The sequence below is a fragment of the Paenibacillus agricola genome (genome assembly GCF_011440305.1).
In the GTDB taxonomy this organism is placed as follows: Bacteria; Bacillota; Bacilli; order Paenibacillales; family NBRC-103111; genus Paenibacillus_S; species Paenibacillus_S agricola.
The window spans coordinates 231,398-246,579 of sequence record NZ_JAAOIW010000008.1; the positions used below are offsets into that span (position 1 = coordinate 231,398).

The window sequence follows — 15,182 nt, forward strand, 5'->3', positions numbered from 1 at the left end:
CTCTTTAATATTTATTAATAAATTCTTCTCGCAGCTTCGTGAAATTTTGCTCAAGCTCACTGGATGGGATCGGCCGGCAGAAATAATAGCCTTGGACCTCATTACATTTTTGGTATTGCAGGAAACGGAGCTGATCCTTTTCCTCCACACCTTCTGCGATCACCTCAAGCCCCAAATTATGGGCCATTGCAATAATGGTCCCGACGATATCTGCGTCGTTCCTGTCACTAATGATGTCCCTCACAAAGGATTGGTCAATTTTCAGCCGGTCAATGGAAAATTTCTTCAAATAATTCAAAGAGCTGTATCCGGTCCCAAAATCGTCAATACTGATTTGCACCCCAAGGTCATGCAGTTGCTTTAGCTTGGGGATGGTATGCTCTACATCCATCGTCATCGTTTCCGTTATTTCCAATTCCAGATACTTGGGGTCCAGCCCGGATTCTTCGAGCGTTTTACTTACGATTTCTACAAGCCGTTCATTGGAGAATTGTTGGGGGGACAAGTTGACCGCCACACGGATCGCCGGCAGGCCCAATGCTTGCCACCTTTTATTATCCCTGACGGCTGTATGCAGCACCCATTCATCAATTTGGAGAATAAGCCCGGTTTCCTCAGCCAACGGAATAAACTCAGCAGGGCTTACAAGCCCTCGTTCTGGATGCTGCCAACGGATCAAAGCCTCAACCCCTTTGATTTCGCCCGTCTTGATGTCTACCTGCGGCTGGTAATAAAGGCGGAATTCTTCATGCTCCAACGCCTTGCGCAATGAGGCCTCCATCGTGATCTTCTCATGCGATTTCGTATTCATTTCCTCCGAATAGAAGGCATAGCGGTTTTTACCCCGTCCTTTAGCCGAATACATTGCCGTATCGGCATGAATCATTAAGGCCTCGATATCCATCCCATCGTCCGGATAAATCGAAATGCCAATGCTCGCGGTAATATGAAATTGGTACCCATTCATATTGATCGGCTGTAGAAATTGATTCAGCAGCCTCTCCGCCAGTTGGATGATCTGACTGGTTTCTGTAACATGGGGCAGGACAAACATAAACTCATCGCCGCTCATTCTTGCAACCAGATCTCCTGGCTCCATGCATTGGAGGAATCGTTCTGTGACCTGAATCAGCAGCAGATCCCCATGCGAATGGCCCAAGGTATCATTGACTAATTTGAAGCGGTCTAAGTCCAAATAAAGGAAGGCCACCTGCTCAGACGGCTTCCTTTTGGCTTGATTCAGGATCGCAATCGCTTGTTTTTTGTAGTATCGCCGATTAGGCAGCTTCGTCAAATCATCATGGTTAGCCAAATAATTGTAGCGTTCTTCCGCTTGGTAACGTTCTGTGATATCACGGAATTGGCCGAATGCCCCGATCAATTCCTTCTTAAAATCATAAAGCGGGAACGCATCAAATAAACATACCAATTTATTTTTTTTGATATTTACCTGAATATCTTCGAATTTTCTCTCATATTGGATTACATCGGCTATGTAAGAGCCAATGGGTTTGAGCAGTTGCACAGGCTTGTTCATAATTTGTTCTTTGGAAAACCCCGTAATCGTTTGCGCGGATTGGTTAAAACCGATAACCTCTCCCTTGGTGTTGGCGAACACGATGCCATTACGAGTGTTGTCCATAATAATCTGGTTTAATAAATCCAAGGTTCGATTTTGCTTGCGCAGCAGCAATTCCCGCTCAATCGAATCTACAGCTGTAGATAACATCGTAATCATCATCGGATTCTGGAACTGGATCGCCGTCATAATAATAATGCTTCCCAACAAATTATTATCTGTATAGTGGAAGGCGATAGCATAACATGCACTCTGGTGCAAATATTCATGGTAATGGTCGTTTCCGATCAATTCAATAGGGCGGGGCGTATGCTTCAGGGAAAGACTCACTACATTGGTGCCCATATCCTCTTCCGTGAATTGGACGCCTACCCTAATGCCCAATTGATTGATGGTGCTTTTGATCATTTCATCGCCCATCATATGGACAATATAACCGTTCTCATCAGCAACCGACAGCAACAGCGGTGTCCCTTGCAAAGATGTTAAAATTTTATCTCCAAAAAAATGAACAACCGAAAGAATTTCTTCATATTCTTTTCGTTTGGTCTCTAAATCTTCAGCAGTCATAATTCTTTTGGGGAAGGGAATCTCTTTAGGATTCATACCAAGACGTGTACAAAGCTGTCTGGATTCTAAAGCGTAATCAAGGTCGTCTATCCGTATCATAATAACTCCCCCGTCAACTTGGATTCCTTCATTATACTACCTTTACTTGTTGTCTTTTTACCTGTATCCGTTTACATTTAATTACTATAATAATTCAGCAACCATCGACGTATTTCCTTTAATCTCCACAAAAAAATTTTCTTAAAGCTATCCTCCGACAATCCTGCTAATGCCCTTGCTTACCATCGAATTTGCGTGGACAGCTCAAGCAGGGTTTGCCGAGTATGAGGGTTGGTTGGCCACTGCTGGATTTCATTTTTGATGCGTTCGAGGTTGGTATACCCCTTTGCCAATCCGTTCAGGCGGGCTGCCAAGGTGGAGTTGAGCAGTTCATCTGGAGAAGGGTAGACGGTACTTAACCTCTCTATTGCATTCGGGTACCTTTTCAAATAATATTTTTGGTGGTTGTCTTCTGCAAGCTGAAACCCGGCATATGGCACAAGCTCGGTTTCAGGCTCTCCCTTTCCCAGCTTCTTGCGTTTCTCTAGAACCTGTTCGATTATTTCTTGCTGGAATCCATCCCGATAAAACAACAGCGATTGATACTGCCTACCTTTATAATCATTAATATTACTGGGCTTATGGCTGTCCCAAAACTTATTTGCGATTTCTTCAAAGGAAAGGATGGTAGGGTCAAAATCAATTTCGAGCGTTTCCGTATGATCACCCATCTGCCGGTAAGTCGGGTGGATCGTGGTTCCGCCTGCATAGCCTACTCTTGTCCTTATGACCCCAGGCAGTTGGCCAAACAAAGCCTCAGGACTCCAAAAACAACCCATACCCAAAGTGGCCGTTTGGGCATTCTGCGAAAACTGGGGTTCGTACCTATTATTGGGTGCGCCCGGATGCTCTATTTGTAATCCCTCCCCTTACGCGCTCTATATATGAATATAATCGATCTTGCATATAATCTCAAAACTGGGTCGCATTCCACAAAAAGTAACCGCATTATTTTATATAATTACTATATATTAACATAATCAATTCCGATATAATGAAGGCAAGCTACATCAAACTCAAGTATTGGGAGGCATCAACATGGATGAAATCAATGACAAAAAGCTGATATTTGTATTTACTGGCCCCGATGGCTCCGGAAGAAAAACCGTTGCTGGACGCGTAGGGGCATTATGTGGGCTACAACGAGTTTTATCCTATACGACCCGACCCAGCCGATTATATGAGAAAGATGGAATCGATTACCACTTTATCACCCGCGAGCAATTTATCGAGGCTGAACAAAATGAAGAGTTTATCGAAACACTGGAAATTGATGGGGTCTATTATGGGATAAAATCCAAAGAAATTGATGCTACCTTCCAGCAGCACCCCTATGTATACCTGATCTTGAACCGCCAAGGCTCGAAGCTGGTGAAGGAGGTCTTCGGCGATAAGGTGATCCAGATTTTGATCTACGCGGATCGTAATAAGGTCATGAGCCGCTTGCTGGAGCGCGGGGATACCACCGAAGTGATTTATAAAAACTTGGAGCGCTACGAACAAGAGATGGGCTATTTAAAAGAATGTGATGTGAATGTTGAAAATTATGAGTTAGATGAAACCGTGGAAGAGGTTACGGCAATCTTGAATACATATATCAAATAACATAGGGTGGCTTGGCGGCTGTTCGCGGCTATCCACGTAAAAAGACGGCTTTTCGGATAAAACGATTAGCCGTCTTTTTACGTGTGTCTTGGTTGAATAGATAAGATTATGAGACCAACAGCGTAGTAGGTGTCGTATCACTGGTTTCCTTGCCAATTGATGCTGCTGTAAGCGATAATTATGGGTTGCCGCCTGCCGGCCATTCTCCCATAAATTCAATTTCCTCATAAGCAAAAAAGTTTTTCAAAATCTCGTCGCGGTCATCGAGGAAAAGCTGGTCTGCCACTGCCGATACCAGCTTAGGTATCGCATACTTCATCCCCGAAAGCGCAGAAGCCGAAAGGCCACAGCTGATCAAAGCCGAATAGTTAAAGGCAAAAAGTCCGTGCAGGCGCTTTTCTCCCTCTACATCTCGGCTTAAGAAAGCAAAGCCTGGGCTAAGGTAGGGATGCGCATCCAGCAGCGGATTCGCCACCGCCTCTGGAGCTTCGTAACGGTCGCCCCAGCGAGCAATATGGCTTTCAATAAGCCTCAGCTCCGGACGCAAAGCGGGATCCGTAAGGAGGCCCGTACTGATGACCAGGAAATCGAAGGTGAATTGGCCCTGGGGTGTAGTGACCACCGCGCCCTCCTCTGTAGCCTCTACATCAAGCCAAGGCGCACCTAAGTGCAGCTGAAAGCCAGGCCATGAGGTTCCACGTGCAAAGGTATCATTGGTCGGTGGCTGATTGTGCTTGAAAAAATGGGCGATTGTCGCATATTTATCCTTATCCGACAGTGTGGGATAACGCTCGATCATGCCGGAAACCTCCATCTGGCGAATCGGATTAATACGAGGAAGCTCCTTGCGGCGGACAAAGATATGAGCCTCAGCCACACCTTCTGATAACGCGTAATTGGCATTGTCAAAGGACGAGGCGCCGCCGCCCAAAATCGCAACCTTCTTGCCCTTAAGCGCATCAAAATCAATAGCTTCCGAAGTATGGGCGTAGCGGTGGCGCGGCACTTTCGTGGCAACCAACGGTGGCACATGCCATTCGCCACCCCCCTGAATTCCCGTGGCCAGCACTACCTTGCGTGCCAGAAATGTGCCGGCAGGCGCTCCCGCCCCTTCGATATGCAGCCTGTGGATGCCTTCTTCTGCAGGCTCGACCAGCATCAGCTTCACCTCATTAATAACAGGAAGGTTCAGCACACCCCGATACCAACGCAAATAATTCATCCAGTCGCCCCGCGGAATCTTATCTACAGCTTCCCAGCCTGCGGAGCCAACTTGTGCTTCCCACCAGGAGCGAAAGGTCAAAGAGGGAATCCCAAGGTCGATGGAGGTCAAATGCTTGGGGGTACGCAACGTTACCATACGGGCGTAGGTTTCCCATGGCCCTTCTGTGCCTTCCTGGTTTTCGTCGATGACGAGAATGTTGGAGACACGTTCACGCAATAAACCAAAGGCTGTGCCTAAACCGCTTTGCCCTCCGCCAACAACTACTACATCATAGACGTGCCCCTCAGGATGATCCAGCGGTCGCACCCAGTTCGTGCCCCCAAAAGCAATATAGGAAAGATCGGTTTTCACTCGTTCGTTCAAGACCTCTAAGCTCATACGATTCATCCCTCTCAGCAATTTCATATTCTTCTTCATTTGAAGTGAAGTTTTATGACATCACTTGTTCACATACCTACATCTTAACTTTTCTACCCTCCCTTTTCAATTTGATTATAGTTTTTTTTGTCATTACAGCTAAATTCCCCGCTACTAATTGTTCACAATCACAAGCAGCATCACCCGCTTCATCCATAACTGAATACTTCTTCGTTGCGTCCAACATGCACACCCTACTTTAAATCGCTCAGGGTAAATAACAAAAAAGCAGTTGCCACAGAGTATACTCTGCGCCAACTGCTTCTGCGAAAAGAAGCTGATAGTCATCCTGTTATCCAAGCCCTTCTCCAAGAAATTTAATAATCAATTCTGCTTTATCATAATTGTCATCGGTATTCCTAAGGACTAGGTCACATTGCGATAATTCTGAAACTTCAGCGTCATAAGTACTCATACGGAGTGAGAGAACCTCTTCAGGGATTTTTCTAGATAAAAGCCTTAATCTGCATTGCTCCTTATCTGCAAAAACCCCGATCAAAAGCACCTTCTCTGGATATAAGGCTTTAATAGCTCTGGCACCCTTTGCATCCATAACAATGGATCGAGGCTGTGCTTCTTCAATTACTTCTTTGATCGAGTCCATTGAAGTACCATAGTAGTGCCCCTGATACTCCGTCATTTCCAGCATTTTACCATTATTAAACAAAAAAAGCATGTGTTCACTATTTACAAAGTAATAATCTCTGCCATCGATTTCACCTATTCTAGGTGCTCTGGATGTCCATGTTATCACTCTAGGCAGTTTTAATTGGGCCTGTAACGTGCTTTTTCCTGATGCGCTAGGACCCTGAAATATTACTAAGGATATAGACATGTAGACCTCCACTTGGTTTAGTCGCGTTGCTGTATGGTCGATACTGGAGATATATCACCGGATGCACGTCTCATTTTATTATTGCACAAAATTTCGCGATCCTCTAACTAACCCGTACGGGAGCCAGAGGATCATCCCAAGGGATTAGTCATCAGAAGCCGGTTCAATCAAACGATGTTTGTACCAGCTTTCTCCGCGAAAACGCCACAAGAAGATAGCGCCTCGCACCCCCCATTCACAATTCATAGCCACCCATACGCCTATAATCCCAAATTGAAGAACAATACCCAAAATGTAACCCAGGATAACCCGAAATAACCACATGGACAGCATGGAAGTGACAGATGTAAATTTCGAGTCGCCCGCGGCCCTAAGCGCCGATGGCATAAGAAAACTGATTGGCCAAAGCGGTATTTGGACGATTGCTGTGATCAGTATAATCACGAAAATATCATTCACAATTTCAGCAGGAGGATGAAACAAACTGACAATCGGCAGGAATAAAGGGATAATGATCAATCCCATCAGTAATAAGGAAAAGGACGACAGCCAGAGAAACGATGTCGTGAATTTTCTGGCATCCTTAACATTTCGCCTCCCCATACATTGGCCTACCACTGTTACCGTAGTCTGGGACAAGGCGATGGAGGGAACCAGGAACAGGGCAGCGAGCGATGAACCGATGGCATTGGTCGCCATCGCGTAAGTGCCAAGGCTGACAATGAACACCTGGGTTAACATTTTCCCACCATTAAAAAACATCTGCTCCGCTGCAAATGGAATCCCGATAAACAGAATCTTTTTGAGCATTGAAAAATTCAAAACAAACATATCCCTAATTCGTAAATACAGGGTGGTATCCATCTTCGCCAAATAGATCAACGCGAAGACTGCAGCCGAATATCTGGATATATTCACAGCGATGGTCATGCCAAGCACACCCATCTCCAAAAAGTTGACAAACAGAATGTTTAAAACAACGTAAGAGAGGTTCATGATTAAGGAAAGAGTTAGCGATGCCCGAGTATTCCCTATCCCTCTCATCGCGCCACAAATCGACTCCACGATGGCAAAACCAATATAGGATATGCTGCTTCCGATCAGATAAGTTTTGGCATGGGCAAAGACATCCGATGTAGCCGTCCCAAACAATAAATTCAAAGTAGGGCTATAAAACACGACCATAAACAAACTGATACAGCATGCCAACATAGAAACCAAGGAAATGGAGCTGGCAGCGGCTTTGGAAACCATATGGTCGTTGCCGCTTCCTTTATATTGTGCTATCACAACTGTTCCCCCGGTCGAAACGGCGACAAATACACTGATCAGAAAAATATTCAGCGTATCGATCATACTTACTGCACTGACCGCTGCTACACCCGATGAACTGATCATGGCTATGTTCAATAAGTTAAGACAAACTAAGAATGCCTGATCGATTAGAATAGGTATAAATAGAGCAATGATTTGACGATAATCGATAGACTCTCCGGAAAAATACTTTTCCAAAAAAAATTGTTTCCTGACCCTAAAATTCAGTTGCATATCGTCACATTCTTTTTTTTGAATTTAAAAAACTCTTCAATGAGAAGAGCTTTGCTTGTTACTTTAAACGGAGTGTGCCGATTGGAATTGAAAGCGCATTACTTCTTTTTGATAGATACTATCACCAAGGATAAAGTCTGTCAATACGCTGGTAACCTGCTCCGCAGAGCCCAGTATACGGTTAACGATATTCGGTTTCGTTGCGATCCGAAGCAGACTTGAAAATCAATGTGCTTGTGTGTCACAATCAATAAGGGAGATACATAATATCCATGTGACGTTTACATAGATCTGGTCAGCTAGCGCGGAAGAAAAGGTCGAACCATTTCTCTGTATGTGACGAACCCATCGCAATAAGTTACCCCATTAGAATGAGGAGGACAAAATCATGAGAACAATGAAGCTTGGAAGCAGCACATTAGAGGTGCCGATCATTGCAGTGGGCTGTATGCGTATTAAATCGCTGGACAAGGTCAAGGCTGAGCACTTTGTCCAAACGGCATTGGAAGAAGGTGTGAATTTCTTCGAGCATGCGGATATTTACGGGGGTGGAACGTGTGAGGAAATATTCTCAGATGCCATCCATATGAACGAAAATATTCGTGAAAAGATCATCCTGCAATCCAAGTGTGGCATTGGGAAGGGGATGTTCGACTTTTCTAAAGAACATATTTTAGAGTCGGTGGACGGCAGCTTGAAGCGGCTAAAAACCGATTATCTGGACATTCTGCTCCTGCACCGCCCGGATGCGCTGGTAGAGCCGGACGAGGTGGCAGAGGCTTTCAATATACTTGAAAGCTCAGGAAAAGTGCGTCATTTCGGCGTTTCCAATCAGAATCCGATGCAAATACAGTTGCTGAAGAAGTCGGTCAAGCAGCCGTTTGTTGCAAACCAACTGCAATTAAGCATCACTAATGCCAACATGATCTCCCAAGGAATTAATGTGAATATGGAAAATGACCACGCGGTGAACCGGGATGGCAGTATACTTGATTATTGCAGACTGAACGATATCACCGTTCAGCCTTGGTCACCTTTCCAATACGGATTCTTTGAAGGCGTTTTCCTCGGAAGCGACAAGTTCCCGGAATTGAATCAGAAGATCGATGAAATCGCGGAGAAATATGAAGTTAGCAACACGACCATCGCTATCGCATGGCTTTTGCGCCATCCCGCACACATGCAACCGATCATCGGTACGATGAATACAGACCGTTTAAAGGATTGCTGTAAAGCAAGCGATATTTATCTGACGCGCGAAGAATGGTATGCCATCTATCGTGCGGCAGGTAATGTGCTTCCGTAAACTCGTGAATGGGATGTTACCTCAGTAAGAACGAGCGCGAATAGTAAGTTTGATTGCTGGGATACTAGATGGGACAGGAGGTGATTTCTTAACATGGATGTTACCAAGCCGAATTCTCCCAAAAGTCCGGATTTTAAGGAAAATAAATTTATTGAAGAAGAGGCTGTGTTGCAAGCTGATAAAGCTGCAAAACGACCACCGAGTATAAATGGAATTCCAAAGCAAAATAATCCGCAATAGTGAATGTAATCTACCAAGGAACACTGATCTATATTCAAAACGTTGATAAAGTGAAGTAAAGGGTAAGAATCTACCCTCTTGGCTAGCCCGAGAATGAGCACAACGTCCCTTTAGTGACTAGCAAGAACTGTTTCGCCTCAGCGGTAATACTGTGTAACGCAAAAAGGAGCCTTGCCATCGAACTTTGATGGCAAGGCTCCTTTCGTTTTTGTGGATTTGCAGTATGGAGACGAACCGGCCCATCTACTAATAATCGATGACATGAGAATATTTCTATGCAAATTGTGGAAATATAAAATATTCCAAAAATTAAAGGAGGCAACAAACTTGCACGAACAAGTAACAAATGGAAACGATAAGCTGGATCCAACTATACTCAGTACGCCTATTCACGATGCGGAAAGCTCGGCCGACCAAGAAGTGGCCTCGGGGAAGGAAGATTCCATACTGACGAATCGTCAGGGGCACCCGATCGACAATAATCAAAGCATGCGTACGGTAGGAAGCCGCGGTCCGACCACTCTCGAAAATTATGACTTTATCGAAAAGATCACGCATTTTGACCGAGAGCGTATACCTGAACGTGTTGTTCATGCACGGGGCGCTGGGGCTCACGGATATTTTGAGACATACGGGAAGGTCGGCGATGAGCCAGTTTCGAAATATACCCGTGCCCGCTTATTTCAAGAGAAGGGCAAGCAAACTCCTGTATTCGTACGTTTCTCAACTGTCATCCACGGTAAAGATTCGCCAGAGACACTGAGGGACCCTAGAGGCTTCGCCGTTAAATTTTATACAGAGGACGGCAACTGGGATCTCGTCGGCAATAACTTGAAGGTTTTTTTCATCCGGGATGCCATCAAGTTTCCAGACTTTATTCACGCTTTCAAGCCTGATCCTGTTACGAACATTCAAGACGGAGAGCGTATTTTCGACTTTATTATGCATACCCCTGAATCTTTATTGACAATCACCTTCCTGTTTTCACCTTGGGGGATTCCTGCCAATTATCGGCAAATGCAGGGCTCTGGAGTCAATACCTACAAATGGGTTAACTCGCAAGGGGAAGCCGTTCTAGTCAAGTATCATTGGGAACCTAAGCAAGGGATCAAAAACTTAACCCAACAGGAAGCCGATCAAATACAAGGGAAAAACTTTAATCATGCCACTCAAGATTTGTACCAAGCCATCGAATCGGGTAATTATCCGGAGTGGGAGCTTTGTATCCAAATGATGAGTGATGATGAACATCCCGAGCTTGATTATGACCCCTTGGATGACACGAAACTATGGCCCCCAGATAAATTCCCTTTTCTCCCAGTAGGACGCATGGTGCTGAATCGGAATCCGGAAAATTATTTTGCAGAGGTGGAGCAAGCATCATTTGGAACTGGAGTGCTTGTTGATGGGCTTGATTTCTCGGATGACAAAATGCTGCAAGGACGAACATTTTCTTATTCAGACACCCAGAGATATCGGGTAGGACCAAATTATTTGCAGCTGCCAATCAATGCTCCGAAGAAGCATGTGGCCACTAACCAGCGCGATGGACAAATGACTTATCAGGTTGGTGGGGCACCAGGGCAGAATCCTCATGTTAATTACGAGCCCTCTTCATTAGGCGGTCTGAAGGAAGCTGCGCGGACGGGTAAAGAGTACACGCCGTGGGTAGAAGGCAACCTGACGCGTCAAACCATCGAACGAACGAACGATTACAAATATGCTGGGGAGCGATACCGGGAATTTGAGGATTGGGAACGCGACGACCTCATTAACAATCTCGTTAATACTTTGCGAACATGCAGTCCACACATTCAACAAACCATGACGGAATTGTTCTCAAAATGCGATCCCGATTACGGCCGCAGGGTTGCTGAGGGTTTGGCATCAGCAGGTCGAGCTAATGCCGACACCGAATTCGGTGGACCCTTGGGTTCAAGCCACACAGCTGAAGCTGTTACTGAAGCAGAACGGACAGGCCATCCGGCCGATCCTTATTAAGGGCCCTAAGAGTCTATAAAAAACAGGATATAAACCAAGCCGCTTTACAGATCCAAACTCGCCCAAAATGCAACAGCCGTGTAAAACCACTTTCCCATCAACGGCTTAAGCCCTTGATGGGAAAGGGATTACGGGCTACTTCCCATGAATACGTCCATAATCGGTAAATTTCACTGCGTTTCCCGGATATCCCAAATCTATATTAAAGTATACACAGCTTATTAGCTGATTAAATGCAAAAAGGAGCCCGCCACCGTACTTCAATGGCAAAGCTCCTTTTCGTTGTTGTGGATTTGCAGTGTAGTAAATCTACAATTCATCGCCGCGTGCTGGTTCGGATGTATGAGGAGGCAGCCAGCATGACGAAAATAAATTCAAGTCAGACCATTCTTTATATTCGGAAAGGACTCATGAAGTTCTATTGTGTCCTTCAATTGCCTATATAGTGCTGGTGCGCTCTCTCGAGTTTTCGTAGGCACTGCATTTGCTGGAAAAGGTACAGCAACATACTTGTTATCCGTTTTGATCATTCTTGTTCCTACAATGTCTCTGGCTGTTGATCCCACAAGTATTATGAGGTCAGGTTTAAGTAGTTTAACCTCTTCTTCGAGTAACTTTCGATTTCTTGTTGTATCTCTATTTCCATTCTTATTACCCATTCGAAAACTATCAACCACGTAAGATTGTTTGGCTATTTCCAGCGTAATGCCAAGTTCACGTTTAATTCGGTGATATGTATCGAGGCGTCCCCAGTATCGCTTCATTTGAGCATCATAATACTTATCATCCTTTATTAACCAAAAACAAGATAATACGGTCATACTAAGAATATTAGCTTTTTGTAGTGAGCCCTCAAAAACAAACATATACTTTGCCTTTCCAGAAGTAACGACATCCGGGCCAATAAAGGGAAGATCAATGCTTCTTGCAGCTCCTTTTAAATCCGCTATTTCAGGAGACGGGCTTTCACATCTACTTAGATAGGCAGATTGATAATGATTAAAAAAATGGGCAAGGTAAGCTAAATCACTTATCTTATTGATATCAGAAATTATATTTCGTTTTGCATTTTGTAATAGCTCCTCTGGATATACACCATAGCTTGAATGAATTTCAGCAAGTTTTTGAGCAAGCATACTTGGATCCCCCAATCAGCATTTCACCTGCGAAGATAAATTAATCTTGGTAATTGTCGCAAGACTTCTTATCATTATATTTATGGTGTATATAAATAATTACGTTATGATGCGAACACGGTTCAGAAAAACGTAATCGTGGCATGGCAAGCCACAATATGGCTAGGAATATATTCCCATTAGATGTTGTTGCTAACATTCGATATATTTAAGAGTATATGTTTTGGAACTAAACAAACTAAATGACAACAGGAGTGAACAAGATGAAGAAACACATTTTGCCCCTTATAGTAATTATGCTAACAGGACTCATTGCGCTAGCAGGGTGCGGCACCAGTAAGAATCCGACTAGTACAGATCCGGCAGTTGCCTCCGGGGGAAACAAAAAGGTACTGATTATGGGCACTTCCCCCGATTATCCGCCATACGAAAGTGTAGATGCCAAGAATAACGGCGAAATCGTTGGCTTTGATATCGATATAGCAAAAGCAGTTTCCGCCAAAATGGGATATGAGTTACAGATTCAAAGCATGGACTTCAATGGCTTGATCGCCGCCCTGCAGTCGAAACGGGTTGATTTTGTCATGTCAGGCATGTCTATAACCGAGGAACGGAAACCAAGTGTAGATTTCTCCGATGTTTATTTTGTAGCGAAAAATACGATTGTATCCAAGAGCGATAAAGAATACAAGACGTTGGATGAAATCAGCAACAAACGAATTGGCGTACAGCTGGGGTCTACGCAAGAGCAGGTCGTTGTGGATTTAAAAGAAGCCCAGATCAAAAAATTAAACCGTATTCCCGAGCTGATCCAGGAATTAAAGTCCAACCGCATTGACGCCGCCATTATTGAAGATGCGGTGGTTCAGGGTTATGCGAAGAGCAATTCCGATCTGAAATTTCAGGTGATTGCCACAGATAAAGAAGAGGGTTATGCCGTAGCTTTTCCAAAAGGATCCACATTGGTCAATGACTTCAATAAAGCACTTAAAGAACTGGAAGATGACGGCAAGAAAGAAGAACTGATCAAGAAATGGTTTGAGTAAGGGATGGTTAAACGATGAATTTAGATTTTAGTGTTCTGAACGGATATATTCCCTATGTAATGAAGGGCACAGCCATTACGCTATTGTTTACGTTGGTATCTGCGCTTTTTGGTTTTATATGGGGAACTATTCTCTCCCTGTTCAAGATTTCCAATATAGGTCCGCTCAGGTGGTTTGCTACCGTATACACTTCGATCTTTCGAGGAACACCGCTGCTGCTTCAACTATTGTTGATTTATTATGCGATACCCCAATTATTTCAATATGATATTTCGCCGCTGATGGCCGCGGGGTTAGCTTTTGGCCTTAACTCAGCCGCTTACTTATCGGAAACGATCCGCGCTGGCATCCAATCCGTTGACCGAGGGCAGCATGAAGCCGCGATGTCCTTAGGGATTCCTTATAAGACCATGATGATCAGCATTATTTTGCCGCAGGCGGTCAAAAATATTTTGCCGGCGCTCGTGAATGAATGCATATCGCTGCTTAAGGAATCTTCACTGGTTTCGGTCATTGGTGTGGAGGATCTGATGCGCCGCGCAAATGTGGTGGGGGCGGATACGTTCAAATATTTCGAACCGTTGGTTTTTGTCGCTGTTATTTATTATGTTTTGGTGCTTATTCTATCGACGGTCGCCCGAGTTCTTGAAAGGAGGCTGCGCCGCAGTGATTAAAGTTAACCATCTGTCCAAGTCCTTCGGGAAGCAGCAGGTTCTTCATGATATTACTACGACTATTACCCAAGGTGAGGTTGTAGCGGTTATCGGTCCTTCCGGCTCAGGTAAATCGACATTTCTTCGATGCTTGAACTTGTTAGAGTCTCCAACAGCAGGCACGATCACGATTAACGGGAAAAATATCACGGAGCCGAAAACCAATATTGCTCAGGTACGACAGGGGATTGGAATGGTATTCCAGCATTTTTATTTGTTCCCTCATATGAGTGTTATGGACAATATATGCTTTGCACCCATGAAAGTAAAGGGTTGGTCCAGGGAGCAGGCAAGGCGTAAAGCTGTGGAGCTTTTGGAGCGTGTCGGGCTTGTGGATAAAGCGGAAGCCTACCCTTCGAAACTTTCAGGTGGACAAAAACAGCGGGTGGCTATCGTGCGAAGTCTTGCGATGGAGCCCGATATTATGCTGTTCGATGAGCCTACCTCAGCGCTCGACCCTGAAATGGTTAAGGAAGTGCTGGATGTCATACGAAGCCTGGCTCAAACGGGAATGACCATGATCATTGTGACTCATGAAATGAGGTTTGCCCAGGAAGCAGCCAATACTATCTACTTTCTGGAAAACGGCCGTCTCGTTGAGAAGGCGAACCCGCAACAATTTTTCAGCGGGCCCCAGAATGAACGTGCCCGGAGGTTTCTGGAAAAGGTGCTTTAAGGAATAAACACGAAAAAAGACTTGTCCCATGCTACAGTGCTCAAAAAACCTAGCGATCCCCCGCTAGGTTTTTCTTCTTGCATTTCAATATCCATATCAAGATACTTTCGTTTATTCTTCATACCCGAAATGATCCCGATACCCTCGAGTGCGCCTTTCATAAACCGGGATGGTCCTATCCGCCGC

Annotated in this window: 13 protein-coding genes; 7 read left to right on the top strand and 6 right to left on the bottom strand. The window is 44.7% G+C overall.

The genetic code is table 11. From position 1 onward, the window contains the following. Nucleotides 1-4: 4 nt before the first annotated feature. Entirely contained in the window at nucleotides 5-2,248 is a 2,244-nt protein-coding gene (locus G9U52_RS21825) for an EAL domain-containing protein (RefSeq protein WP_166152768.1), read from the bottom strand. 179 nt (nucleotides 2,249-2,427) lie between these two features. Beyond that, the gene (locus tag G9U52_RS21830) at nucleotides 2,428-3,102 is read right to left on the bottom strand and encodes a peptide-methionine (S)-S-oxide reductase MsrA (protein WP_311764906.1); all 675 of its coding nucleotides are present in this window, start codon (nucleotides 3,100-3,102) and stop codon (nucleotides 2,428-2,430) included. A 184-nt stretch (nucleotides 3,103-3,286) separates the two neighbouring features. Between G9U52_RS21830 and G9U52_RS21835 the strand changes: the two genes are divergently transcribed. Next, on the top strand, nucleotides 3,287-3,853 hold the full coding sequence (locus tag G9U52_RS21835; RefSeq protein WP_166152770.1) for a guanylate kinase: 567 nt from the start codon (nucleotides 3,287-3,289) through the stop codon (nucleotides 3,851-3,853). A gap of 178 nt (nucleotides 3,854-4,031) precedes the next feature. Here G9U52_RS21835 and G9U52_RS21840 read toward each other — a convergent pair whose 3' ends face one another. The 3 genes from G9U52_RS21840 to G9U52_RS21850 form a co-directional block, all read right to left on the bottom strand. After that, on the bottom strand, nucleotides 4,032-5,456 hold the full coding sequence (locus G9U52_RS21840) for an FAD/NAD(P)-binding protein (RefSeq protein ID WP_166152771.1): 1,425 nt from the start codon (nucleotides 5,454-5,456) through the stop codon (nucleotides 4,032-4,034). Between the two features lie 331 nt (nucleotides 5,457-5,787). After that, nucleotides 5,788-6,330, bottom strand: a complete 543-nt coding sequence (locus G9U52_RS21845) for a guanylate kinase (RefSeq protein ID WP_166152772.1) — start codon at nucleotides 6,328-6,330, stop codon at nucleotides 5,788-5,790. Nucleotides 6,331-6,474: 144 nt separating this feature from the next. Beyond that, a complete protein-coding gene (locus G9U52_RS21850; RefSeq protein WP_166152773.1) occupies nucleotides 6,475-7,878 on the bottom strand; it encodes an MATE family efflux transporter in 1,404 nt (467 codons plus the stop codon). A gap of 388 nt (nucleotides 7,879-8,266) precedes the next feature. Here G9U52_RS21850 and G9U52_RS21855 point away from each other — a divergent pair, with 388 nt between their 5' ends. The 3 genes from G9U52_RS21855 (at nucleotide 8,267) to G9U52_RS21865 (ending at nucleotide 11,425) form a co-directional block, all read left to right on the top strand. Further along, nucleotides 8,267-9,184: an aldo/keto reductase gene (locus tag G9U52_RS21855; RefSeq protein WP_166152774.1), complete on the top strand. Its 918-nt coding sequence runs from the start codon at nucleotides 8,267-8,269 to the stop codon at nucleotides 9,182-9,184. 93 nt (nucleotides 9,185-9,277) lie between these two features. After that, the gene (locus tag G9U52_RS21860) at nucleotides 9,278-9,424 is read left to right on the top strand and encodes a hypothetical protein (RefSeq protein WP_166152775.1); all 147 of its coding nucleotides are present in this window, start codon (nucleotides 9,278-9,280) and stop codon (nucleotides 9,422-9,424) included. Nucleotides 9,425-9,811: 387 nt separating this feature from the next. Next, nucleotides 9,812-11,425 carry a catalase gene (locus G9U52_RS21865; RefSeq protein ID WP_311764907.1) on the top strand — a complete coding sequence of 538 codons (1,614 nt, stop codon included), beginning with the start codon at nucleotides 9,812-9,814 and terminating at the stop codon, nucleotides 11,423-11,425. Nucleotides 11,426-11,799: 374 nt separating this feature from the next. On the opposite strand, the gene G9U52_RS21870 is transcribed toward G9U52_RS21865, so the two are convergent. Continuing rightward, nucleotides 11,800-12,561, bottom strand: a complete 762-nt coding sequence (locus G9U52_RS21870; protein WP_166152776.1) for a hypothetical protein — start codon at nucleotides 12,559-12,561, stop codon at nucleotides 11,800-11,802. A 263-nt stretch (nucleotides 12,562-12,824) separates the two neighbouring features. Between G9U52_RS21870 and G9U52_RS21875 the strand changes: the two genes are divergently transcribed. From G9U52_RS21875 to G9U52_RS21885, 3 genes are read left to right on the top strand one after another with little or no spacing between them, the layout of a single operon-like run. Further along, the gene (locus G9U52_RS21875) at nucleotides 12,825-13,607 is read left to right on the top strand and encodes a transporter substrate-binding domain-containing protein (protein ID WP_166152777.1); all 783 of its coding nucleotides are present in this window, start codon (nucleotides 12,825-12,827) and stop codon (nucleotides 13,605-13,607) included. Nucleotides 13,608-13,621: 14 nt separating this feature from the next. Beyond that, nucleotides 13,622-14,281, top strand: a complete 660-nt coding sequence (locus G9U52_RS21880; protein ID WP_166152778.1) for an amino acid ABC transporter permease — start codon at nucleotides 13,622-13,624, stop codon at nucleotides 14,279-14,281. After that, nucleotides 14,274-14,996 carry an amino acid ABC transporter ATP-binding protein gene (locus G9U52_RS21885; protein ID WP_166152779.1) on the top strand — a complete coding sequence of 241 codons (723 nt, stop codon included), beginning with the start codon at nucleotides 14,274-14,276 and terminating at the stop codon, nucleotides 14,994-14,996. Before G9U52_RS21880 ends, G9U52_RS21885 begins: the two co-directional genes overlap by 8 nt. The last annotated feature ends 186 nt before the right edge of the window (nucleotides 14,997-15,182 follow it).

Excerpts from the sequence above, each read along its gene's own strand:
- G9U52_RS21825 (WP_166152768.1), bottom strand. The coding sequence starts at position 2,248 with ATGATACGGATAGACGACCTTGATTACGCTTTAGAATCCAGACAGCTT.
- G9U52_RS21835 (WP_166152770.1), top strand. The coding sequence starts at position 3,287 with ATGGATGAAATCAATGACAAAAAGCTGATATTTGTATTTACTGGCCCC.
- G9U52_RS21840 (WP_166152771.1), bottom strand. The coding sequence starts at position 5,456 with ATGAGCTTAGAGGTCTTGAACGAACGAGTGAAAACCGATCTTTCCTAT.
- G9U52_RS21845 (WP_166152772.1), bottom strand. The coding sequence starts at position 6,330 with ATGTCTATATCCTTAGTAATATTTCAGGGTCCTAGCGCATCAGGAAAA.
- G9U52_RS21850 (WP_166152773.1), bottom strand. The coding sequence starts at position 7,878 with ATGCAACTGAATTTTAGGGTCAGGAAACAATTTTTTTTGGAAAAGTAT.
- G9U52_RS21855 (WP_166152774.1), top strand. The coding sequence starts at position 8,267 with ATGAGAACAATGAAGCTTGGAAGCAGCACATTAGAGGTGCCGATCATT.
- G9U52_RS21860 (WP_166152775.1), top strand. The coding sequence starts at position 9,278 with ATGGATGTTACCAAGCCGAATTCTCCCAAAAGTCCGGATTTTAAGGAA.
- G9U52_RS21870 (WP_166152776.1), bottom strand. The coding sequence starts at position 12,561 with ATGCTTGCTCAAAAACTTGCTGAAATTCATTCAAGCTATGGTGTATAT.
- G9U52_RS21875 (WP_166152777.1), top strand. The coding sequence starts at position 12,825 with ATGAAGAAACACATTTTGCCCCTTATAGTAATTATGCTAACAGGACTC.
- G9U52_RS21880 (WP_166152778.1), top strand. The coding sequence starts at position 13,622 with ATGAATTTAGATTTTAGTGTTCTGAACGGATATATTCCCTATGTAATG.